The organism is Paraburkholderia tropica (genome assembly GCF_014171495.1).
In the GTDB taxonomy this organism is placed as follows: domain Bacteria; phylum Pseudomonadota; class Gammaproteobacteria; order Burkholderiales; family Burkholderiaceae; genus Paraburkholderia; species Paraburkholderia tropica.
Genome location: NZ_CP049134.1, coordinates 1,793,232 through 1,813,647, shown reverse-complemented (window position 1 = coordinate 1,813,647; position 20,416 = coordinate 1,793,232). Strand labels below are relative to the sequence as shown.

Genomic DNA, 20,416 nt, shown 5'->3' with positions numbered 1-20,416 from the left:
ATCACCCGGCAATCCGCGAAGCGTTCGCAGACTTTCACATCGAGGCGGTGGATATCAAATACACCGTGGGAGGTGGCGGAAGATAGGCTGCGCGGAGGGAAATGATCATATTCAGTTGGGATGATGCTACCGAGCTGGCCGGGCTCTTCTAGATTTTTTTTCCGCGATAAGTCGCGACCCAAGCACCAGCCTTCGACATGGGGGCGCTTGGGTGCACTGAAAAATTGCTTCCTTAGGACGACTGCTCGTCGTGCCCTTTTTCTGCTGGCGTGTCCTCGCTCTCAAAAATTGACGTAGCAGCGTCTATGGCTTCGTCGAACATTTCAGTGACCGGTGCGGCTCCTCGGAGAACACGCTGAAGGACGAAGCTCCATAGGGTTACTTGGGCGAGATGGTGACCAAGTGAATCCGCGAATTCGTTCTCGTCAACCGTTGCGCCGCTGGGTCGATGGACATCACGAACACGCAGGCGGTGTGTGTCTACCGTCAGATCGATAACCGTGTCCAGCAGGTAAGTGTAATTTGCTGCATTCACTGTTTCCAGCACGCGCAAGTAGTCGAATTCATCGGTGTCTAAGTCGATCCACGAGTACATGCGAACGGTGGGCCTATCCTCCGACGAAAACAGGTTCGTCGTCCAACCCGGGCGGTCGTCGCTGCCCTCATAGTGAATAGTAGTCACCCGGTCCTCGTTGATTAGTGCTGGCCGGGCGACGTAAGTTAGTTGGAAGCTCTCGACGGCATTGCGGACAGCGGTCGTGTTGCTGCTAGTGGGTGTGACAAGCTCGTTACTCAAAATGTCCCCCGTACGCGTTATACGGCGCACGTGTTAAAGAGTTGTTTGTCGTGCGCATTATTCCTTGGCAGCCGCAGGCGTTCAAGCGGAAGCCTGTTGGGCGGGCTGGTTTGCTCCACTTCTTCTTGAAGGTCTTGACGGGTTGCGAGCGTCTCCAACCACTTGGCGATCTGTTGTTCATACTTTTCTTCGTCGCGGAGACTCGCCAAATTATCCTTGAACAGGATTTTTCTCTTCATCAGAAGAACGTGGTTGAACGTTTGTATGTCAATTGCAGCAACCACCTTGTTGTTCGCGCGCACCATCGGCGACAGGATGGACGCACCAGCTACGTTGTGCACCGGACTTGCATCGGGTGTCGATGGTACGGTCCCCTTTTTGCTCATTCTGACGATCTCGCGTGCACGAGCCGTTCGAATGGCCATGTACATAAGGCCACAAAAGCTGGAGAGAATTAAGGCTATGGAAACATATGCAAGATACATTTAATGCTCCTAATCGCTGTCTTCGTCTGTAGATGCGAGCCAGTGAAATATGGGGCCCAAGATTGCAACGACAACCAGGGCACCGAAGCCAAAGTACATGTAATTGATAATATCTTCGGAAACCGGTACGTTATCAGCAGGAAACTGGTACGGAATTGCCGACACCTTGATATCGTAGTACAGCAAGAATAATCCGGCCCCACCAAAACCGAGGATCAATCGCCATATCCAGTTACCGGCGTGCTGCTCCGCGGCAGCTCGCCTTTCCGGCTCAGTCGGCAACTTGATGATTTCTTCGAGCAGCTTATCGTTCGCCCGTTCGAATTTAACGTACGCATTGATCACGATAAGCAAGCAGATGGGAAGCAGGTCGCCGGTAGCGAACACTTTATAGAGGAGGTGCGATTCATCCTTGAGCTGGAAGCTACCGCCAGGTGCATAGATAATTCCTATGAAAAGGACGGGAATGATAACTTCCAGGAAGATGTACTTTTTCATTTGTTGTTCATTAAGCTCGTACGATCGCGAGTTCGGATAGGTGGCCGCACTTTTTCCCCGGAGTGGCCAGCATCCTTCGGTTCTGTGAATGATATCCGACTCCTGAGCGATACCCCAAGAGCAGTTGCTTATGAGCGCAAGTTGCATGCCTTTTGCGCGATTCAGCTTCAGTATCGCTTGATCGGACGCAATAGCCTCCTATCTATAGATGCGCACTCGTCGACGCATAAACCAGTCGATGCTAGTGCTACGGAAGTGCTACGCCGAAAAGCTTATATCTCGCTTACGTCTTATTTTTCTAGATTGTCGGCGGCATGGTTCGTCCCATCCATCATCGGCGCGACGGAGACGCGGCGGGGGCTGGCAATACGGGAGGCGGACATGGCAGATGAGTGCGCGACAAGGCGCGGCAGGCGTGAATCAACCTTCTATTTTATCGCATGACGCGAAGGGCGCTGACGGCGATTTTGCGGTGCGGCACGCGAGGCTGCGGCAGAAAAATCAGGGCCGCAATGAACGTTTTCTGTCATATCGCCAGCAAACCGCCATCAAACTGCCTGTATGGAAGCGTTTCCATCTTTCCCTTTTACCGAAAGACCCTTCGCGCGTTATGTAATCCCGTCGCCAAATGCTGCGTCGCAGAAAAAAGTTTGGGACGTCTTTTTAGGGTCTGTTCGTCGCTCAGCCAAGCCTGGTTTGGCTCACAGCATTGTTTCTGGAAGCGGAATAGTCAATTCGGTTTATCGCGATTATTTTCCGATAGTAGGTGTATACACTGAGTCTCACTGACGCAGCTCATGGGTCTGACCTCCCAGGCGCGGCGCCATTCCCGAACCGCAATTGAACCTGATTTGGAGTCCACCATGAAGACCAAACTGATCGCAGCGCTGCTGGTCGCAGCTTCCGCTTCTGTTGCCGCTCCGGCGTTCGCCAGCGGCTACGGCCCGGCACCTTTCTATCGCCCGAACGTCGGCGCACCGGCTTCGCAGCAAGGCCAGAGCGCGCAGACCGTCGCGGCCGAGCGCGCACAGCAGCAAGGCGTCGACGCGGCCTACGGCGGCGTGACCGGCTCGGCTTCGCAGTCGGGCGCGCACGGCTCGCAGTCGTCGCAAGCGCAATAAGTGCTGTCCGGCGGCCAGGCTTCGCGCCTCGGCCGCTCTGCACCGGCCGCCCGTCTGACGGGCGGCATGAACGCCGGGTGTCTTCACGACGCCCGGCGTTCTGCTTTTCGGGCGTCTGAAAGGCCTCGTCAGGAGGCCGCGCGCACGCGCTGGTCGATCGCTTCGCGGATGCGGTCGAATGCGGCGTCGAAAGCGTTGTCCTGAGTGGGGAAGCGGCCGGAGGCGACGCCGTCGACGGGCACGTTGGCGTGGCTGTCGTCGGTGAGGCTGCGGATCGTCTGGGTCGTGACGAGAAAGCCCACGTTGTGATCGCCGTCCACGCCGGCGGTCATGTCGAAGCCCATGTATTCATAGCTGCGCTGGTTTTCCATGCCGTGTTCTCCTCAAACGCACGCGACGATTCTGGCACGTCTGCGCCATTCGGGCGTGCGGCGGGGCAAATACAGCAGTCAATGCGCAAACACCTCGCAAACACATGTTGCAGCAGGCGCGCGGCGTGCGGACGCGCTCGCGCCGGTCTCGTTGCGCGCTGTACTACCATGAATCGCGAGGTGAGCGCGCCTGGCGGCTTCGGGCGCGACGTGGTCGGATCGACTCGACTGTCTTCGTCCGGTTTCGACTCGCTAACCAGGAGGTGAACAATGCAGAAACGCTTCGTGCTTCTCGCTGCGCTGGCTTTGCCGGCCATGCTGGCATCGGTATCGACGTTCGCGCAGCAGCCACCGCCCCGTCCGGGCCCGAATGAGTATCACGGCGGGCCGCCGCCCGACCGTCCGCCGCCCGATGCGCCGCCGCCGCACGCGTGGCGCAAGGGCGACCGTCTGCCGCCCGAGTATCGCGATCGTCAATATGTGATCGACGACTGGCAGCAGTATCGTCTCAAGCCGCCGCCGCGCGGTTATCACTGGGTCGGCGTGAGCGGCCAGTATTATCTGGTGCGCAATTCGAGCTGGGCCGTGGAGCGCGTCGGGCCTTAAGCGGACCAGTCTTCGCGACAACCTTCGCAACCCGCGCGATCCGAGCCGGACCGGTTTTACCGGCTCCGGCTTTTTCGTTTTTTCGCTTCGATGGTTTCGACGGCTCTGACTCCGCGCCGCGCGAATTCAGCGCTTCCTGAAAAATTTCGGCCGGCGTGATAGCGTCGCCGTTCTCCCGCAACCTGATGATGGAAACGCTTCGATGGAATACCGCACACTCGGCGATACGAACGTCAAGGTCAGCCTGATCGGCCTCGGCACGATGACATGGGGCGAACAGAATACGGAACAGGACGCCCACGAACAGATCGACTACGCGCTCGACCAGGGTGTCACGCTGATCGACGCCGCGGAGATGTATCCGGTGCCGCCGCGTCCCGAAACGCAAGGGCAGACCGAGCGCTTCATCGGCACGTGGCTTGCCCGCAATGGCGCGCGCCGCGACCAGTTCGTGCTCGCGACCAAGATGACGGGGCCGGCGCGCCAGCCGCACAATCCGCGTCATATCCGTGGCGAAGGCAATCAGTTCGACCGCAAGAATCTGACCGAGGCGCTCGACGGCAGCCTCAAGCGCCTGCAAACCGATTACGTCGATCTGTATCAGCTGCACTGGCCCGACCGCAGCACGATGACCTTCGGCCGCAGCAACTATCCGTGGATCGACGACGCCTACACGGTGCCGATCGAGGAAACGCTCGCGGTGCTCGCCGATTTCGTGAAGGCGGGCAAGGTGCGCCATATCGGCGTGTCGAACGAGACGCCCTGGGGCGTCGCCCAGTTTCTGCGCGCCGCCGAAAAGCTCGGCTTGCCGCGCATCGTCAGCATCCAGAATCCGTATAGCCTCGTGAACCGCACCTTCGAACTCGGGCTGTCCGAGTTCACGCACCACGAGGGCATCGGCCTGCTCGCGTATTCGCCGCTCGCGTTCGGCTGGCTTTCGGGCAAGTACGAGGGCGGCGTGCGGCCCGAGGGCGCGCGCATCACGAAGTTCGAGCGCTTCCAGCGCTACAGCAAGCCGCAGGCGATCGCGGCGATTTCGCGTTACGTCGCGCTCGCGAAAGAGCACGGTCTGTCGCCCGCGCAGTTTGCGCTCGCGTTCGTGAACAGCCGCCCGTTCGTGACGAGCAACCTGATCGGCGCGACGTCGATGGCGCAGCTCAAGGAGAACATCGCGAGCGTCGATGTGAAGCTCTCCGCGGACGTGCTCGCGCGGATCGACGCGCTGCACGAACTGCAGCCGAATCCGGCGCCTTGATCGTGCGCTGACCTGATGGTCGCTGACTGAAGGCGGGTCGGGGCACGCTCCGTCCCCCGACAGTCCGCCGTCCACGCGCACTACGGCTCGCGAATCGCCCAACGCCGGACATTGGCGATTCGCGAGTCATGCACTACGATGCTGCGCACGCCCTGCCGCGCGCCGAAAGCGCGCTTGCAGGTTCGGCCCGGGGCCGCAGTCGCACGATCCGCCCCGAGCCGGTTTCCGCCGTTTTCCCTGTTTCGCATTCCATTCGCCTTTCGCGGAGTCACACCATCATGACCAGCGCACCCGACGCGCCTTCGTCCCGTCCGCCGCAACTGCCGTCCTCGGCGCCCGGCTGGGGCTGGCCCGTTTTTCTTCTGCTGGCGGTCGCCGGGCTGTTCTACGTGAAGTGGTTTCCGTATTACCACCGCGCGTTCACGGCCGAAGCCACGCACTCGATCGGCAAGTCGATCCTGACGGGCGGCGCGGCGAGTGCACCGGTGCCGTCGCTCGCCGCCGCGCTCGACTACGCTTTGGCTTATGGCAAGGCGATCTGGCAGGCGATGGTGCTCGGCCTGCTGCTCGGCTCGGGCGTGCAGGCGCTGTTGCCGGGGCAGTGGGTCGCGCGCGTGCTTGGCCGGCGCGGCTTCGGCAGCGTGGCGGCGGGCGGTCTGCTCGCGGTGCCCGGCATGATGTGCACGTGCTGCGCGGCGCCCGTCGTGGCGGGGCTGCGCGCGCGCAATGCGTCGACGGGCGGCGCGATCGCGTTCTGGCTCGGCAACTCGGTGCTCAATCCGGCGACGCTCGTGTTCATGGGCTTCGTGCTCGGCTGGCAGTGGAGCGCGCTGCGTCTCGCGCTGGGCCTCTTGATGGTGTTCGGCCTCGGCTGGCTCGCCAACCGCATGGTCACGCCCGACGAGGCGCGCGCCGCCGACGACCGTCTCGCGCTGTTCGCGCGCCAGCAGGCCGAGGGCGGCAACGCGCTGGTGCGCTGGGCGCGCCTGTTCCTGCGCATGGCCGTGCGCCTCGTGCCTGAATACATCGTGCTCGTGCTGCTGCTGGGCGCGGCGCGCGCGTGGCTGTTCCCGCACATCGGTCCCGATGTGACGAGCAGCCTCGGCTGGATCGTCGCCTTCGCGGTCGCCGGTATGCTGTTCGTGATCCCGACCGCGGGCGAAGTGCCGATCATTCAGGCGATGCTCGCGCTCGGCATGGGCGTGGGCCCGGCCGGCGCGTTGCTGATGACGCTGCCGCCCGTGAGCGTGCCGTCGTTCGCGATGCTGGCGCGCTCGTTCCGGCCGCGCGTGCTCGTTTTGGTTGGCACGGTGGTCGTGCTGTTCGGCATCGTGGCGGGGCTGGCGACGGTGGCGCTCGGTTTCTGACGTCGCGGCGTCGCGCCGTGTCGACGCCATATCGACGCCATGTTCGAAGAATCGGGGTCAATTGAAGCCAAAACGTCGCGGGCGCAATGCTACGATGGCGTCATAAGGATCACGCATCAACGACGGACGGCGGCGGCGCCGTCCGCACAGACGAGGGCTTTGGCCCGGGAACCGGCATGGCACAGCAAAAAACCAATCCCAAACTCGAACAGGCGCTGACGCGCGGCGACCTCGCGATCCGACAGGCCAATTCGGCCCGCGCGACGGCGGTGTTGCGCGCGCTCGGCAAGATGATCATCGAGGCGTCGGCGACCATCGGGGTCGAGGCGAACGTCGCGATTCCCGATGGCGATCGCATCTACGATCCCGCCGACGGCCTTTGGCCGCAGCAGTTGCTGATCTCGCTCGACGGCCCGGTCGAGGACGCCGATCCCGAGGAAATCCGCACCGTGCGCCTGCTCGCGCAGACGCAGGGGACGATGTTCCGCGTGGAATGGCATCGCGCCGACGGCAAGATCGGGCGTCAGGAAGGGGGCCCGTTCGCGACGGTCGCGTTTATTTCGGACGTCGACATTCCCTGGGGCGACGACGAAGACTGACGCCGCGCGTCCTAGCGCATCATGCGCCGGCGGAACAGGATCGACGCGATCCCGAATGGCACCAGCACGTAGAACACAAGCACGGCCAGATGCAGCGCCGCGTGCTCGACGGGACGCCCGAGCATGGCCGGGCGGATCAGTTCGACGGCGTGCGCGAGCGGCAGCATCAGCGTGATGTGCTGCGCCGCCGCAGGCAGTTGCGCGATCGGGAAGAACACGCCCGAGAGCAGCAGCATCGGCGTGAGCACCAGCGTCTGATAGAACATGAAGAAGTCGTAGGACGGCGCGAGCGCGGTGACGATCATCGCGCAACTCGCGAACGCGAGGCCCGCGAGCGCGATCACGGGCAGCGCGAGCAGCATCGACGGAAAGCTCGCATAGCCGAGCGCGCCCGCCACGATCATGATGGCCGCGCCCGAGAGCATCGACTTGCTGGCGGCCCACATCACTTCGCCGAGTACCACGTCGCCGAGCGACAGCGGCGTGTGCATGATCGCCTCCCACGTGCGCTGCACGTGCATGCGCGAAAAGCCCGAATACATCGATTCGAAGCTCGCCGACATCATCACCGACGACGACACCGTGCCCGCCGCGAGAAAGGCGATGTACGAGACGCCGTCGACGTGACCGACCATCAGCCCGAGCCCGAAGCCCAGACCGAACAGATAGATCATCGGATCGGCGAGATTGCCGAACATCGACGCGAGCGCGAGCTTGCGCCACACGAGATAGTTGCGCCGCCACACGGCGATCCAGTGCGTCGCGTTCGAGGGCAGCGCCGCGCGCGGCTCGCGCAGGGGCGGCGGGGCGCGGTGCGTGTCGGGCGGAGTGTGAGTGCGTGTCTGCATGGTGTCGGTCGTGGGCGGCTCAGTCCTGCATCTCGCGGCCCGTGAGCCGCAGGAAAACGTCTTCGAGATTCGCGGGCCGGTGCAGATAGCGCAGGTCCGAGCGGGGACGCAACTGCGCGTGCACGGGCGCCGGGTCGTCGACGTAGCAGAACAGCGTTTCGCCGCTGATTTCGGTGCGCTTGGCGTAAGGCGCAAGCTCGTCGCGCAGCGCGGCCGGTTCCGGTCCGTAGACCTCGATCACGTCGCAGCCGATTTCGGTTTCGATCAGCGCTTTCGGCGCGCCCTCGGCGATCTTGCGGCCTTCCTCGATCACGCAGACGCGATTGCACAATCGTTCGGCCTCCTCCATGAAATGCGTCGTGAGGAGAATGGTCTTGCCGCGCGCGAGCAGCGAACGCAGCCGCTCCCAGATCAGATGACGCGCCTGCGGGTCGAGGCCCGTGGTGGGTTCGTCCATCACGAGCACGTCGGGATCGTTGACGAGCGCGCGCGCGAGCGTAAGCCGCCTCCGCATGCCGCCGGACAGTTCGCCCACGCGCGCGTCGGCCTTGCTTTCGAGCCGAGCGAATTCGAGCAGCGGCGCAACGAGATCCTGAGTCTGCCGAGCGGAGAGCCCGAAGTAACGGCCGAACACGAGCAGGTTCTCGCGCACGGTGAAATCGGGATCGAGATTGTCGAATTGCGGCACCACGCCGACGCGGGCGCGCGCATGACGGGCGCGCGCGGGGACGGGTTCGCCGCACAGGCTGATGCGGCCCGCATCGGGCGAGACGATGCCAAGCAGCATGCGCAGCGTCGTGGTCTTGCCCGCGCCGTTCGGACCCAGCAGTCCGAAACATTCGCCGGGGACGACGTCGAACGACAGACCGTTGACGACCGTCCTGTCTCCATAGTGCTTGATGACCTGCTCGAATTCGATGGCGGGCATGGTTGAGCGATGTCGGTGAGCGCGCAGGTGGTGCACGCGCAAGGCGGCCTATTCTAGAGCATTGCGGCGCGCGAGGTTGGTGCATGCCGATCGCGCGCGCGAGCGCGATGGCTCACACGGAAGCCTCGGCGCGCGCCTGGTGTGCACATGCAGGCGCAGGTGCGCATGCCGCGTCAATCGCTGACGCGGCAATCATTGTCCTTGTGCGCAAATCCAGTGCCGGCGGGTGTTGCGCGCGGTTTGAGAGCTGCCGCGCACCTGGCGTTTTCCAGCCCTTGCATGTGCAATTGCGGCGCACCATGATGCAGGTACGACCTGCGTTTTCGCGTGGGTGTTGGGGGAAATGATCATGGCGAGCTACAAGAAAATCCTGCTCTGTTACGACGGCTCGCGCGAAGGCCGCAAGGCGCTGCGTTGCGGGGCCGATCTGGCCTTGGATCTGCACGCCGAGACGCATCTGCTCTCGGTCGTGGACATGCGCTCGACCATCGCCCAGAGCGCCGGCCTGCTGACCGATGTGGCGTGCGGCCGCTTCGAGGAAACGGCGCGCGAGATTCTGCAGGAGGGCGTCGACTGGCTCACCGAACGCGGCGTGCGCGCGCAGGGCCACTTCGCGTTCGGTCATCCGATCGACGAAATCGCGAATCTCGCCAACGAACTGCAGGCCGATCTCGTAGTGGTGGGGCATCGCTGCCGCACAGGTCTGTCGCGCTGGTGGATGGGCGCGGGCAATACGCCGCTGCTCGATCGTGTGTCGTGCAGCATTCTCGTGGCGTGTTCGTCGCCTGCTGAAGACAAGCAGCAAGCGGCCGCGTAGGGCGCGTGCGCGGGGCTGGCATGCGTTTAACGTCTTGCCGGCCCGCCGCGCAATGATTGCCGCCTTGATGCAGACGATCAGCCATTCGCGCCCGATCAGTTTGGCGTGTTCGCGCCGCTTCCCGAATCGGGTTCGTTCAATTCCACCGCCGCGAGCTTCCACGAGAACAGGCCGTGCCGCTCCAGGATGGCGGCATAGCGCTCGCTGTGCGCGCTGCGCTGCCATGTGACCGCGAACTCATTGATGCTGCGATAACCCGCCGTGGCTTGCGAGCGGGGTTGCGCTTGAGCGGGCTCGGCCGGTGCGCCGGGGTTGGCGGGCGCTTCGGATGAGGTGCCACTTGGCGGCGCGGATGGCGGCGCGTTTTCTGCGGGCGGAGCCGGCGGCGGCGCGGCGGGTTGTTCGCCGGGCTTGCCGGTGGGCGGCATACCGTTGAGCAGCGCGGCGACGCCTTCAGGCGTGGCGTAGGCGTCGACGAGCGGGCCGATCAGCGCCGAGCCGATCACCGCGCCAAACAGCAGTAACGGATTGCTGCTGTGCTCGGCCTGAATGCGCCGTTGCAGCATTTCCCCGGCCTGTTGCTTGAGACTCGCGCGCAACGCGGGGTAATCGACGTATTCGCTCAGCGCGGCCGCATCGCGTGCGTCGGCGGCCTGTTTGAGATGATTCAGCGCGATATACGGCGAGGCGTAGCCGTAACCGAGCGCGGCCACCACGGCCGCCGCCGCAACGGCGATGGCGACGGGCTTCTTCCAGTTCGAGGACTTGCCGGCGCGAGAGCGAGAAAGCTTGGGTGTATCGGTATCGGTCATCGGAGAGCAGGCGCGCCGCGCGAGCAGCGCAAGGGTTCAAATAGCGGTTGAGTCGGAGCGGTTGAGTCGGCGATTCAATCACAGTGTTGACCACACGTGCGCCAAAACGATCCCTACACCCGCAAGAACCTCCGCCGACACGCTATTTCCCACCTTCCGATTTCACACCTTACTTCGCGAGCGCCGCCGCCAGATCGCTTTGCTGTTCGGCGATGCAGCGGTCGATGGCACGGCACACCGCGTCCATCGTGCCGACCATGATGAGACGCGACTGACCGTGATACACGCGCACCGGCGCGCGGCGGTCCGGCTGTTCCGTATTCAGCGTGCTGTTCAGCGACACGCGGGCGAAGGCCGGTTGCGCCGACGGCAGCGGCGGCAGTTCCGGCGTTTCCAGCTTCTCGAAAAGCGAGCCATTGAGCGCGGCGGCTGAGGCGCGCGCTTCACGCATTGCGCACGAGGCGATTCCGCGCAGATGGCGCAGACGGCCGAATTGACGGAAGGGCAACAGGCGGGCAAGGCGTTCCATGACTCTCTCCAGAGAAGTGCGCCACGAGGCGCAAAACCAGCGCTGACAGGCGCGGATGGATTCTTAGAATTCGGTGGGCCGGATCAGACCGACGGCAATGCCTTCGAGCGCGAAGTCGGCGCTGCCGGCCTGCACGAAGATGTTGTCGTAGTCGGGGTTCTCCGCGATCAGTTCGATGCCGTTGGGCTGGCGCTTCAGACGCTTCACGGTGACGTCGTCGCCCAGACGCGCCACGATGATCTGGCCGTCTTTCGCTTCGGCCTTCTTCTGCACGGCGAGCAGGTCGCCGTCGAGGATGCCGGCGTCGCGCATCGACAGCCCGCGCACCTTCAACAGATAGTCGGGGCGGCTGGAGAACAGCGCCGGGTCGCAGGCGTAGTTCTGCGAGATATGTTCTTGCGCGAGGATCGGGCTGCCTGCCGCGACGCGCCCGACCAGCGGCAGCGAGAGCTGCATGATGCTGGCGTGCGGCAGCGTGAACTGGTGCGGCAGGTCGTCGGGGCCGGGCATCAGACGGATGCCGCGCGAGGCGCCCGCCGCAAGCTCGATCACACCCTTGCGGGCCAGCGCGCGCAAATGCTCTTCCGCCGAGTTGGCCGAGCTGAAGCCCAGTTCGGCGGCGATCTCGGCGCGCGTGGGCGGAAAGCCGGTGCGCTCGATCGCGCGGCGGATCAGATCGAAAACCTGCTGCTGTCGTGCGGTGAGTTTGGTCATGTCGACACTGTATGTTTGAACAGGTAACTGTATTTTTATACAGTATTCGCCGCTTTTCAAGTGTTACTTGAACTTTGTCGTTTGGGTGCCGCCACAGCAGCGTTTCCCGGCGATCGGACGGACGAAAACACGCTCAAACGTCCGATTCCTCCGCCCTTACCACTTTTGCGTATTAAAGAATGAAAAAACATCATTTTTAATAATGTAAGCGGATCGCTAGACTGGCCTTCATCGATCGCAAGCACCACACGACAAAACGGAGAAAGTGGATGAATCAAGGCAATACGGGGCGCGCAGGCTGGCTGACTTCGCTGGCTGCAAAACTGGTCATCGGCATCGCACCGCTCGTCGGCATGGTGGCGATGGCGCCGGCTGCGCACGCGGATACCTCGCTGCTGAACGTGTCGTACGACCCGACGCGCGAGCTGTATCAGGAGATCAACGAAGCCTTCATCAAGCAGTGGAAGGCGAAGACGGGCGAAACGCTCACCATCAAGCAGTCGCACGGCGGCTCGGGCGCACAGGCGCGCTCGGTGCTCGACGGCCTGCAGGCGGACGTGGTGACGCTGGCGCTGGCCTGGGACATCGACGCGCTCGCCAACAAGGGCATCGTCGCGAAGGACTGGCAAAAGCGCCTGCCCGACAACGCCTCGCCGTACACCTCGACCATCGTGTTTCTGGTGCGCAAGGGCAATCCCAAGCACATCAAGGACTGGGACGATCTGACGAAGCCGGGCGTGTCGATCGTCACGCCGAATCCGAAGACCTCGGGCGGCGCGCGCTGGAACTACCTCGCGGCCTGGGCGTACGCCGAACATCAGCCGGGCGGCAACGACCAGAAGGCCAAGGAGTTCGTGACGAAGCTCTACAAGAATGCGGGCGTGCTCGATTCGGGCGCGCGCGGCGCGACCACGAGCTTCGTGCAGCGCGGCATCGGCGACGTGCTGATCGCCTGGGAAAACGAGGCCTTCCTGTCGCTGAAGGAATTCGGTCCGGACAAGTTCGAGATCGTGGTGCCGTCGGTGAGCATTCTGGCCGAGCCGCCGGTTGCCGTGGTCGACAAGGTCGTCGACAAGAAGGGCACGCGCAAGCAGGCCGAGGCGTATCTGCAGTTCCTCTATAGCGAGGAAGGTCAGGAGATCGCCGCGAAGAACTTCTACCGTCCGCGTTCGGACAAGGTGCCGGCGGCGCTGACGGCGAAGTTCCCGAAGCTGAAGCTCTACACGGTGGACGACACCTTCGGCGGCTGGGCCAACGCACAGAAGACGCATTTCGCGGATGGCGGCGTGTTCGACTCGATCTACCAGCCGCAATAAGCGCAGTCGCGGTTGTGCAGTAGCAGTATCGACGTAACGATAAGAACAAGGCGCGCCCAATGAGGCGCGCCTTTCGGCGCAACAGACGCGCAACCCATGTGAAGAGATCCAGCATGACGACGTTCCGATTACGCAAGCCAGGCGCGCTGCCGGGATTCGGCGTGACGCTCGGCATCACCGTGGCTTATCTGAGCCTCGTGGTGCTGATTCCGCTCGCGGCCACCTTTCTCAAGACCGCCACGCTCGACTGGGCGCAATTCGTGCGCGCCGTGTGGTCGCCGCGCGTGATCGCGTCGTACCGGCTGACGTTTACCGCCGCGCTCGGCGGCGCGCTCATCAACGCGGTGTTCGGCTTTCTGCTCGCGTGGGTGCTGGTGCGCTACACGTTCCCGTTCAAGCGCGTGATCGACGCGCTCGTCGATTTGCCGTTCGCGCTGCCGACCTCGGTGGCCGGCATTTCGCTCGCGGCCGTGTACGCGGGCAACGGCTGGATCGGCCAGTATCTGCAGCCGCTCGGACTCAAGATCGCCTTCACGCCGCTCGGCGTGCTGGTCGCGCTGACGTTCATCGGCCTGCCGTTCGTGGTGCGCACGGTGCAGCCCGTGCTTGAGGAGTTCGAGCGCGAGCAGGAAGAGGCGGCCGCGTGCCTCGGCGCGTCGCGCTGGCTGACGTTTCGCCGCGTGGTGCTGCCGGCGGCGTTTCCCGCGCTGCTGACCGGTTTCGCGCTGTCGTTCGCGCGCGCGCTGGGCGAGTACGGTTCGGTCATCTTCATCGCCGGCAACGTGCCGATGAAGTCCGAAATCACCTCGCTGCTCATCATCACCAAGCTCGAGCAATACGACTACGCGGGCGCGACGGCACTGGCCGTGGTGATGCTGTGCGTGTCGTTCGTGATGCTGCTGCTGATCAACACGCTGCAATGGTATTTGCAGCGCCGCACGAGCCGCGGTGGGGGCGCGCCGCGTGCGCCGAATGCAACGCAAACCACGACGCAAACCACGCAAGCCGCCGCCGGAGGTGCGCAATGAGCACGAACGCACGCCGTATTCCGGCAGGCCGTCCCAACCCCGTGACCGAGGCGCCGTGGGTGCGCTGGCTGCTGACGGGCATCGCGCTGGCGTTTCTCGCGCTGTTCCTCGTGGTGCCGCTCGTCGCGGTGTTCTGGCAGGCGCTCTCGAAGGGCATCGGCTTCTATTTCGAATCGCTCGCCGATCCCGACGCGCTCGCCGCCATCAAGCTCACGCTGATCACGGCCGCGATCGCGGTGCCGCTCAATCTGGCCTTCGGCCTGTGCGCGTCGTGGGCGATCGCGAAGTTCGATTTCCGCGGCAAGGCGCTGCTCACCACGCTGATCGACCTGCCGTTCTCGGTCTCGCCGGTGATCTCGGGCCTCGTCTACGTGCTGATGTTCGGCGCGCAGGGCTGGTTCGGTCCGTGGCTCGAAGACCATAACGTGCAGATCATCTTCGCGGTGCCGGGCATCGTGCTCGCGACGATCTTCGTGACCTTCCCGTTCGTCGCGCGCGAGCTGATTCCGCTGATGCAGGCGCAGGGCACCGACGAAGAAGAAGCCGCGCACGTGCTGGGCGCGTCGGGCTGGCAGATGTTCCGCCGCGTGACGCTGCCGAACATCCGCTGGGGTCTGCTGTACGGCGTGATTCTCTGCAATGCGCGCGCGATGGGCGAGTTCGGCGCGGTCTCGGTGGTCTCGGGTCACATTCGCGGCCAGACCGACACCATGCCGCTGCACGTCGAGATTCTCTACAACGAATACAACTTCGCGGCGGCCTTTGCCGTGGCGTCGTTGCTGGCGCTGCTCGCGCTCGTGACGCTGGGGCTCAAGCTGCTTGCCGAGCGCCACATGTCCGCCGAACTGCGCGACGACGACGTGCCGGCCCACGCCGGTCCGCCGCCGGCTTATGCGGCCGCGTCGACGGCCGCGTCGGGCAATCAACCTCATTCGCAACCCGCGTCCCGCACCGGCGCCGCGCGTCAATCGCTTCAACAGGAGCTGTAATCATGGGCATCACCGTCAGCAATCTGCACAAGCGCTTCGGCGACTTCACCGCGCTCGACAACGTCTCGCTCGATTTTCCGGCGGGCGAACTGGTCGCGTTGCTCGGGCCGTCGGGCTGCGGCAAGACCACGCTGCTGCGCGTGATCGCGGGCCTCGAATACGCCGATGAAGGCCAGGTCGTGCTGCAAGGTCAGGACGTGGGCGAGGTGGGCGCGCGCGAGCGTCAGGTGGGCTTCGTGTTCCAGCATTACGCGCTGTTCCGTCACATGACGGTGTTCGAGAACGTGGCGTTCGGCCTGCGCGTGAAGCCGCGCAACGAGCGGCCGTCGGAAGCGGTGATCCGCGAGAAGGTGCATGAACTGCTCAAGCTCGTGCAGCTCGACTGGCTCGCGCAGCGCTATCCGTCCGAGCTGTCGGGCGGCCAGCGTCAGCGTATCGCGCTGGCGCGCGCGCTCGCGGTGGAGCCGAAAGTGCTGCTGCTCGACGAGCCGTTCGGCGCGCTCGACGCGAAGGTGCGCAAGGAATTGCGCGGCTGGCTGCGCCGTCTGCACGACGATCTGCATATCTCGACGATCTTCGTCACGCACGATCAGGAAGAAGCGCTCGAAGTGGCCGACCGCATCGTCGTGATGAATCACGGTCACGTGGAGCAGGTGGGCAGCCCGCAGGACGTCTACGATCATCCGCAGACGGCGTTCGTCTACGAATTCCTCGGCGCGGCGAACCGTCTGCGCGGCAGCGTGACGGCGAACGGTTTCGTCGCCGATGGCGCGGCGCAGGCGATCTCGGTGCAGGCGGGTTTCGAAGGTCCGGCGCTCGCCTATGTGCGTCCGCACGATCTGGTGCTGCATCGCGACGCGGCGCAGCATGGCGACGGCATCGTCGTCGACGTGCGCCGCGTGGTGACGCTGGGCGGTTCGGTGCGTGTGGAACTCGAAAGCCGCACGGGCGGCGCGCTCGAAGCGCAGCTCGACCGCGAGGCGTGGCGCGCGCTCGATCTTTCGGTCGGCGACGGCGTGACGGCGGTGCCGCGCGGCCTGCGTGTGTTTCCGGCGCAATAAACCCAATCAGCACAATATCGGCGCAACGATGCGCGGCTAGCCGCGCATCCACTACACTAAAAACATCAATAAACGGTCGGCAGTTCCGGAGAGAAGAACATGAATTTTCAGCAGTTGCGTTTCGTGCGCGAGGCCGTGCGGCAGAACATGAACCTGACCGAAGTGGCGAACGTGCTGTACACGTCGCAGTCGGGTGTGTCGAAGCAGATCAAGGATCTGGAGGACGAGCTGGGCGTCGACATCTTCATTCGACGCGGCAAGCGCCTCACGGGTCTCACGGAGCCGGGCAAGGCCGTGCATCAGCTGATCGAGCGCATGCTGCTCGACGCGGAGAACCTGCGCCGCGTGGCGCGCCAGTTCGCCGATCAGGACAGCGGCCACCTCGTCGTGGCGACGACTCACACGCAGGCGCGCTATGCGCTGCCGAAGGTCGTGCACCAGTTCCGCGAGGTGTTCCCGAAGGTGCATCTGGCGCTGCGCCAGGGCAATCCGCAGCAGATCGCGCAGATGATCATCAACGGCGAGGCCGATATCGGCATCTCGACCGAAGCGCTCGATCGTTTCCCCGATATCGTGACGTTCCCGTGCTATTCGTGGCATCACGTGGTGGTCGTGCCGAAGACGCATCCGCTCGTGGGCCGCGAGAATCTCACGCTCGAAGACATCTCCGAATATCCGATCATCACCTATGACCAGGATTTCACGGGCCGCTCGCACATCGACCAGGCGTTCGCGAAAGCGGGCGTGGTGCCCGACGTGGTGCTGACCGCCATCGACGCGGACGTGATCAAGACCTACGTCGAACTCGGCATGGGCGTGGGCGTGGTCGCGGCGATGGCCTACGATCCGAAGCGCGATAGCGAACTGGTCGCGCTCGACACCCAGCACCTGTTCGAGGCGAGCACGACGCGCGTGGGTCTGCGCAAGGGCGCGTTCCTGCGTCAGTACGCGTACCGGCTGATCGAGATGTTCGCGCCGCAACTGACCGAGCAGCAGATCGCGAGCCAGTTGCGCGAAGTGGTCTGAGGCGTGTTGATTGGCCCGGCTAACGGGCCAGATGGCGGCGGCAGTCGGATCGCTTAAAATCGCCGCCATGACTACTTCTTCTTCCTCCCAGAACGCGGCCGGCGCTTCGGCGCTGCCGCGCATCGCGGTGCTCGCCACGGGCGGCACCATCGCCGGTTCCGCGCCCGACGCGGCCAATACGGCGGGCTATCAGGCCGGCGTGATCGGCGTGGCGCAACTGCTGGCCGCCGTGCCGGGCCTCGACGCCGTCGCGCAGATCCACGCCGAGCAGGTCGCGAGCGTCGACAGCAAGGACATGTCGTTCGCGCTCTGGACCACGCTCGCGCAGCGCGTGAATGCCTTGCTCGCCGACGACGACATCGACGGCGTGGTGATCACGCACGGCACCGACACGCTCGAAGAAACCGCCTATCTGCTGCATCTGACCGTGAAGAGCGCCAAGCCGGTGATCCTCACGGCGGCGATGCGTCCGGCGTCTGCGCTGTCGGCCGACGGTCCGCTCAATCTGCTCAATGCCGTGACGGTCGCGGCGAGCGGCGAGGCGGCCGGGCAGGGCGTGCTCGTCGCGTTCAACAACCGCATGCATTGCGCGCGCGACGTCGCGAAGATCAGCACCTATGCCGTCGATGCGTTCCAGTCGCCGGAAATCGGTGCGCTGGGCTGGGTGCAGGACGGCCGCGTGGACTTCCAGCGCCGCGCGCTGCGCCCGCACACGCTCGATACGCCGTTCGCGGTGGTCGACGACGCGGCGCAGTGGCCGCAGGTCGACATCGTCACGAGTTATGCGGGCGTCTCGCGCATTGCCGTGGATGCGCTCGTGAGCGCGGGCGTGCGCGGCATCGTCGTGGCGGGCACGGGCAATGGTTCGATCCACGCCACGCTCCAGCAGGCGCTCGCCGACGCGGCTGCGCAAGGTGTGGCCGTGGTGCGCGCCTCGCGCGTGGGTTCGGGTCACGTGATGCACAACGGCGCGGCGAAGGACGACGCGCTCGGCTTCGTTTCCGCGGGCACGCTGAGCCCGTACAAGGCGCGTGTGCTGCTGATGCTCGCGCTGGCCGCGGGCAACACGCAGAAGGACGCCTTGCAGCGTGTGTTCGATACGTATTGATCGCTGACTCGCGCAGCACGAGAATCAGCATGAAAAACGGGCCTTGCGGATCGCTCCGCAAGGCCCGTTTCCGTTCCGGCCGCAGGTTTTACTTTACTGCAGCGGCGGAATGACGAGCACCTGACCCGGATAGATCTTGTCCGGGCTCTTGAGCATCGGCGTGTTGGCCTGGAAGATGACGTCGTTCTTCGCGCCGCTGCCGTAGTACTTTTCGGCGATCTTCCAGAGGTTGTCGCCCGCGACCACCGTGTGGTGCTGCGCTTCCGGTGCGGGATTCGTGACGGTCAGCTGGTCGTCGACCTTGTCGACGTTCTGGACGTTGCCCGCGGCCACGAGGATTTTTTCCTTGGTGGGCTGATCGGCGGCGTTGCCCGTGACGGTCACGGTATGCGAGACGCCGTCGTAGGTCACGCCGAGGTTGTCGGCGTCGAGGCCCTGCGAGCGGATATAGGCCGCGATCGCGTCGCCGGCCTTCTGGTTCAGGTCCGCGAGATTCGCAGCCGGTGCGGCGGCGGGTTCGGCGGCTTGCGCCGGCGCGGAGGCCGAGCCGAACAGTTTTTCGCCGGCTTCCTTGATGAAATTGATAATGCCCATCGATCACACTCCTCACGTGCTGGGGGTTGATTGAGTGACCACGCAGCCAGTTGCGCGTTGACCTGCGCGTTCACCTTGCGCTGCCGGCGTGACACACGAATGAAAGCACGATTCTAGAAACGCGAACGCGAACGCGTCCAGCGCGAGGAGGTAAAACATTGTGAAATGCCGCGCGGGCGTTGCGCGCGGGCAGTGAGGGGAGTGCAACAAACGCAACACGCGCAGCGAGCGCGAGGCGCGGCCATCCGACAGGCGGACACCCGGAGACGACGTCTGACCGACCAAGGCTTCCCCGTCGTCGCCGAGTGCCGCTTTCGGACCCCACTGGCCGCCCTCAGCCCAGAGCGGCCCCGATTTGCCTCGCAGCGGTTGCCGCCGCCACGAAGCGCCCCACCGATGGCCGTCGCGTCGCGCGCGCCGGCCTGAATGCGTGAATACGTGAAGGTGTTTCTTATCGTTCGAACGCCGCTGGATGGAACCGGCGATGCGATGCGTGTGCCTTGCTCGCACGCATCGCCGATTCGTCCATCGCTACAGCGGCTTGCGCTACGTTTAGCGTCGCTTACGCGGCCTTCGCCTGCGCTTCCGGCGCCTGCGCGATTTCGAAGTTCGCCATGATTTCGAGTGCGCGGATCATCGCCGAATGATCCCAGGCCTTGCCGCCGTTCGCCGCGCACACGCTGAAGAGCTGCTGCGCGCTCGCCGTATGCGGCAGGGCGATGCCCAGCTTGCGCGCGCCGTCGATCGCGAGATTCAGGTCCTTCTGGTGCAGCTCGATGCGGAAGCCCGGATTGAACGTGCGCTTCGTCATGCGCTCGCCGTGCACTTCGAGAATGCGCGACGACGCGAAACCGCCCATCAGCGCCTTGCGCACGCGCTCCGGATCGGCGCCCGAACGCGCGGCGAACAGCAGTGCCTCGGCCACGGCTTCGATGTTCAGCGCCACGATGATCTGGTTCGCGACCTTCGTCGTCTGGCCCGCGCCGTTGTCGCCGACGAGCGAGATGTTCTTGCCCATGATCTCGAACAGCGGCTTGGCCTGGTTGAAGGCCTTTTCCGGGCCGCCGACCATGATCGAGAGCGTGGCGTCGCGTGCGCCGACTTCGCCGCCGGATACCGGCGCGTCGAGATAATCGCAGCCGAGCGCGTTGATCTGCTTCGCGAACTGCTGCGTTTCGAGCGGCGAGATCGAACTCATGTCGATCACCAGCTTGCCGGCCGAGAGACCCTTGGCCACGCCGTCGTCGGCGAACAGCACGTTCTGCACGTCGGGCGTGTCGGGCACCATCACGATCACGATGTCCGACGCCTGCGCGACGGCGGTCGAGTCGGCGACCACGGTCGTCTGCGTGCGCAGATCGTCGGGCACCGGATATTTGCCGTTGACGGCCAGCGTGTGGCCGCCCTTCAGAAGGTTGCGCGCCATGTGCGCGCCCATGATGCCGAGGCCGATAAAACCAATCTTTGCCATCTGTGTTGTCTCCAGTTGAGTCGAATGCGGTTCGATAAGTCGATGCGTGCGGTACGCGCGGCGCGGACGTCGGCGCT

General features: G+C 64.3%; 24 protein-coding genes. 13 read left to right on the top strand and 11 right to left on the bottom strand.

Features of this window, described 5'->3' with window-relative positions; all coding sequences use genetic code 11:
- Nucleotides 1–232 precede the first annotated feature (232 nt).
- The 3 genes from G5S35_RS08110 to G5S35_RS08100 all read right to left on the bottom strand — a co-directional run bounded on the left by G5S35_RS08110 (nt 233) and on the right by G5S35_RS08100 (nt 1,779).
- Complete coding sequence (locus G5S35_RS08110) at nt 233–682, bottom strand: hypothetical protein (protein ID WP_183038151.1); 450 nt, start codon at nt 680–682, stop codon at nt 233–235.
- Nucleotides 683–813: 131 nt separating this feature from the next.
- Nucleotides 814–1,281: a hypothetical protein gene (locus G5S35_RS08105; protein WP_183038150.1), complete on the bottom strand. Its 468-nt coding sequence runs from the start codon at nt 1,279–1,281 to the stop codon at nt 814–816.
- Nucleotides 1,282–1,290: 9 nt separating this feature from the next.
- Nucleotides 1,291–1,779 carry a hypothetical protein gene (locus G5S35_RS08100; protein WP_183038149.1) on the bottom strand — a complete coding sequence of 163 codons (489 nt, stop codon included), beginning with the start codon at nt 1,777–1,779 and terminating at the stop codon, nt 1,291–1,293.
- A 415-nt stretch (nt 1,780–2,194) separates the two neighbouring features.
- On the opposite strand from G5S35_RS08100, the gene G5S35_RS08095 reads away from it, so the two are divergent.
- Together G5S35_RS08095 and G5S35_RS08090 are read left to right on the top strand one after the other, a co-directional pair.
- Nucleotides 2,195–2,395 (top strand): hypothetical protein, encoded by a 201-nt coding sequence (locus G5S35_RS08095; RefSeq protein WP_124261036.1) that lies wholly within the window; start codon nt 2,195–2,197, stop codon nt 2,393–2,395.
- A gap of 247 nt (nt 2,396–2,642) precedes the next feature.
- Nucleotides 2,643–2,900 carry a hypothetical protein gene (locus G5S35_RS08090; RefSeq protein ID WP_065060106.1) on the top strand — a complete coding sequence of 86 codons (258 nt, stop codon included), beginning with the start codon at nt 2,643–2,645 and terminating at the stop codon, nt 2,898–2,900.
- A gap of 128 nt (nt 2,901–3,028) precedes the next feature.
- Here the strand turns inward: G5S35_RS08090 and G5S35_RS08085 are convergent, their stop codons facing one another.
- Nucleotides 3,029–3,271, bottom strand: coding sequence for a hypothetical protein (locus G5S35_RS08085; RefSeq protein WP_065060105.1), 243 nt, complete (start codon nt 3,269–3,271; stop codon nt 3,029–3,031).
- Nucleotides 3,272–3,541: 270 nt separating this feature from the next.
- On the opposite strand from G5S35_RS08085, the gene G5S35_RS08080 reads away from it, so the two are divergent.
- The 4 genes from G5S35_RS08080 (at nt 3,542) to G5S35_RS08065 (ending at nt 7,098) form a co-directional block, all read left to right on the top strand.
- Nucleotides 3,542–3,877, top strand: a complete 336-nt coding sequence (locus tag G5S35_RS08080; protein WP_065060104.1) for an RcnB family protein — start codon at nt 3,542–3,544, stop codon at nt 3,875–3,877.
- A gap of 202 nt (nt 3,878–4,079) precedes the next feature.
- Nucleotides 4,080–5,132: an NADP(H)-dependent aldo-keto reductase gene (locus G5S35_RS08075; RefSeq protein ID WP_183038148.1), complete on the top strand. Its 1,053-nt coding sequence runs from the start codon at nt 4,080–4,082 to the stop codon at nt 5,130–5,132.
- Between the two features lie 278 nt (nt 5,133–5,410).
- Nucleotides 5,411–6,499 carry a permease gene (locus G5S35_RS08070; protein WP_080180529.1) on the top strand — a complete coding sequence of 363 codons (1,089 nt, stop codon included), beginning with the start codon at nt 5,411–5,413 and terminating at the stop codon, nt 6,497–6,499.
- A 176-nt stretch (nt 6,500–6,675) separates the two neighbouring features.
- Complete coding sequence (locus G5S35_RS08065) at nt 6,676–7,098, top strand: hypothetical protein (protein WP_065060102.1); 423 nt, start codon at nt 6,676–6,678, stop codon at nt 7,096–7,098.
- 11 nt (nt 7,099–7,109) lie between these two features.
- Here G5S35_RS08065 and G5S35_RS08060 read toward each other — a convergent pair whose 3' ends face one another.
- Complete coding sequence (locus G5S35_RS08060; protein ID WP_065060101.1) at nt 7,110–7,946, bottom strand: ABC transporter permease; 837 nt, start codon at nt 7,944–7,946, stop codon at nt 7,110–7,112.
- Nucleotides 7,947–7,965: 19 nt separating this feature from the next.
- Entirely contained in the window at nt 7,966–8,874 is a 909-nt protein-coding gene (gene nodI / locus G5S35_RS08055) for a nodulation factor ABC transporter ATP-binding protein NodI (RefSeq protein WP_065060100.1), read from the bottom strand.
- Nucleotides 8,875–9,223: 349 nt separating this feature from the next.
- On the opposite strand from nodI, the gene G5S35_RS08050 reads away from it, so the two are divergent.
- Nucleotides 9,224–9,691: a universal stress protein gene (locus G5S35_RS08050; RefSeq protein ID WP_065060117.1), complete on the top strand. Its 468-nt coding sequence runs from the start codon at nt 9,224–9,226 to the stop codon at nt 9,689–9,691.
- Between the two features lie 95 nt (nt 9,692–9,786).
- Here the strand turns inward: G5S35_RS08050 and G5S35_RS08045 are convergent, their stop codons facing one another.
- The 3 genes from G5S35_RS08045 to lexA all read right to left on the bottom strand — a co-directional run bounded on the left by G5S35_RS08045 (nt 9,787) and on the right by lexA (nt 11,746).
- Nucleotides 9,787–10,503 carry a DUF2939 domain-containing protein gene (locus G5S35_RS08045; protein WP_074984261.1) on the bottom strand — a complete coding sequence of 239 codons (717 nt, stop codon included), beginning with the start codon at nt 10,501–10,503 and terminating at the stop codon, nt 9,787–9,789.
- Between the two features lie 169 nt (nt 10,504–10,672).
- Complete coding sequence (locus tag G5S35_RS08040; RefSeq protein WP_065060098.1) at nt 10,673–11,032, bottom strand: hypothetical protein; 360 nt, start codon at nt 11,030–11,032, stop codon at nt 10,673–10,675.
- Between the two features lie 63 nt (nt 11,033–11,095).
- Nucleotides 11,096–11,746: a transcriptional repressor LexA gene (gene lexA, locus G5S35_RS08035; protein ID WP_065060097.1), complete on the bottom strand. Its 651-nt coding sequence runs from the start codon at nt 11,744–11,746 to the stop codon at nt 11,096–11,098.
- Nucleotides 11,747–12,015: 269 nt separating this feature from the next.
- Between lexA and G5S35_RS08030 the strand changes: the two genes are divergently transcribed.
- From G5S35_RS08030 to G5S35_RS08005, 6 genes are all read left to right on the top strand, one after another.
- A complete protein-coding gene (locus tag G5S35_RS08030) occupies nt 12,016–13,062 on the top strand; it encodes a sulfate ABC transporter substrate-binding protein (protein ID WP_065060096.1) in 1,047 nt (348 codons plus the stop codon).
- Nucleotides 13,063–13,175: 113 nt separating this feature from the next.
- Nucleotides 13,176–14,090, top strand: coding sequence for a sulfate ABC transporter permease subunit CysT (gene cysT, locus G5S35_RS08025; RefSeq protein ID WP_110328091.1), 915 nt, complete (start codon nt 13,176–13,178; stop codon nt 14,088–14,090).
- Nucleotides 14,087–15,079, top strand: coding sequence for a sulfate ABC transporter permease subunit CysW (gene cysW / locus G5S35_RS08020; protein WP_074984257.1), 993 nt, complete (start codon nt 14,087–14,089; stop codon nt 15,077–15,079). Before cysT ends, cysW begins: the two co-directional genes overlap by 4 nt.
- A gap of 2 nt (nt 15,080–15,081) precedes the next feature.
- Nucleotides 15,082–16,140: a sulfate/molybdate ABC transporter ATP-binding protein gene (locus G5S35_RS08015; protein ID WP_183038147.1), complete on the top strand. Its 1,059-nt coding sequence runs from the start codon at nt 15,082–15,084 to the stop codon at nt 16,138–16,140.
- 99 nt (nt 16,141–16,239) lie between these two features.
- On the top strand, nt 16,240–17,166 hold the full coding sequence (locus G5S35_RS08010) for a CysB family HTH-type transcriptional regulator (protein WP_065060092.1): 927 nt from the start codon (nt 16,240–16,242) through the stop codon (nt 17,164–17,166).
- A gap of 67 nt (nt 17,167–17,233) precedes the next feature.
- On the top strand, nt 17,234–18,274 hold the full coding sequence (locus G5S35_RS08005) for an asparaginase (RefSeq protein WP_124261033.1): 1,041 nt from the start codon (nt 17,234–17,236) through the stop codon (nt 18,272–18,274).
- 93 nt (nt 18,275–18,367) lie between these two features.
- On the opposite strand, the gene lysM is transcribed toward G5S35_RS08005, so the two are convergent.
- Both lysM and G5S35_RS07995 read right to left on the bottom strand, forming a co-directional pair.
- Nucleotides 18,368–18,868 (bottom strand): peptidoglycan-binding protein LysM, encoded by a 501-nt coding sequence (gene lysM / locus G5S35_RS08000; protein WP_065060090.1) that lies wholly within the window; start codon nt 18,866–18,868, stop codon nt 18,368–18,370.
- A gap of 562 nt (nt 18,869–19,430) precedes the next feature.
- Nucleotides 19,431–20,354: a 2-hydroxy-3-oxopropionate reductase gene (locus tag G5S35_RS07995; protein WP_221224464.1), complete on the bottom strand. Its 924-nt coding sequence runs from the start codon at nt 20,352–20,354 to the stop codon at nt 19,431–19,433.
- Nucleotides 20,355–20,416 lie beyond the last annotated feature (62 nt).

Excerpts from the sequence above, each read along its gene's own strand:
- G5S35_RS08060 (WP_065060101.1), bottom strand. The coding sequence starts at position 7,946 with ATGCAGACACGCACTCACACTCCGCCCGACACGCACCGCGCCCCGCCG.
- G5S35_RS08030 (WP_065060096.1), top strand. The coding sequence starts at position 12,016 with ATGAATCAAGGCAATACGGGGCGCGCAGGCTGGCTGACTTCGCTGGCT.
- G5S35_RS08050 (WP_065060117.1), top strand. The coding sequence starts at position 9,224 with ATGGCGAGCTACAAGAAAATCCTGCTCTGTTACGACGGCTCGCGCGAA.
- G5S35_RS08045 (WP_074984261.1), bottom strand. The coding sequence starts at position 10,503 with ATGACCGATACCGATACACCCAAGCTTTCTCGCTCTCGCGCCGGCAAG.
- G5S35_RS08090 (WP_065060106.1), top strand. The coding sequence starts at position 2,643 with ATGAAGACCAAACTGATCGCAGCGCTGCTGGTCGCAGCTTCCGCTTCT.
- lexA (WP_065060097.1), bottom strand. The coding sequence starts at position 11,746 with ATGACCAAACTCACCGCACGACAGCAGCAGGTTTTCGATCTGATCCGC.
- cysT (WP_110328091.1), top strand. The coding sequence starts at position 13,176 with ATGACGACGTTCCGATTACGCAAGCCAGGCGCGCTGCCGGGATTCGGC.
- cysW (WP_074984257.1), top strand. The coding sequence starts at position 14,087 with ATGAGCACGAACGCACGCCGTATTCCGGCAGGCCGTCCCAACCCCGTG.
- lysM (WP_065060090.1), bottom strand. The coding sequence starts at position 18,868 with ATGGGCATTATCAATTTCATCAAGGAAGCCGGCGAAAAACTGTTCGGC.
- nodI (WP_065060100.1), bottom strand. The coding sequence starts at position 8,874 with ATGCCCGCCATCGAATTCGAGCAGGTCATCAAGCACTATGGAGACAGG.
- G5S35_RS08080 (WP_065060104.1), top strand. The coding sequence starts at position 3,542 with ATGCAGAAACGCTTCGTGCTTCTCGCTGCGCTGGCTTTGCCGGCCATG.
- G5S35_RS08040 (WP_065060098.1), bottom strand. The coding sequence starts at position 11,032 with ATGGAACGCCTTGCCCGCCTGTTGCCCTTCCGTCAATTCGGCCGTCTG.
- G5S35_RS08015 (WP_183038147.1), top strand. The coding sequence starts at position 15,082 with ATGGGCATCACCGTCAGCAATCTGCACAAGCGCTTCGGCGACTTCACC.
- G5S35_RS08070 (WP_080180529.1), top strand. The coding sequence starts at position 5,411 with ATGACCAGCGCACCCGACGCGCCTTCGTCCCGTCCGCCGCAACTGCCG.
- G5S35_RS08065 (WP_065060102.1), top strand. The coding sequence starts at position 6,676 with ATGGCACAGCAAAAAACCAATCCCAAACTCGAACAGGCGCTGACGCGC.
- G5S35_RS08105 (WP_183038150.1), bottom strand. The coding sequence starts at position 1,281 with ATGTATCTTGCATATGTTTCCATAGCCTTAATTCTCTCCAGCTTTTGT.
- G5S35_RS08075 (WP_183038148.1), top strand. The coding sequence starts at position 4,080 with ATGGAATACCGCACACTCGGCGATACGAACGTCAAGGTCAGCCTGATC.
- G5S35_RS08005 (WP_124261033.1), top strand. The coding sequence starts at position 17,234 with ATGACTACTTCTTCTTCCTCCCAGAACGCGGCCGGCGCTTCGGCGCTG.
- G5S35_RS08085 (WP_065060105.1), bottom strand. The coding sequence starts at position 3,271 with ATGGAAAACCAGCGCAGCTATGAATACATGGGCTTCGACATGACCGCC.
- G5S35_RS08100 (WP_183038149.1), bottom strand. The coding sequence starts at position 1,779 with ATGAAAAAGTACATCTTCCTGGAAGTTATCATTCCCGTCCTTTTCATA.
- G5S35_RS08010 (WP_065060092.1), top strand. The coding sequence starts at position 16,240 with ATGAATTTTCAGCAGTTGCGTTTCGTGCGCGAGGCCGTGCGGCAGAAC.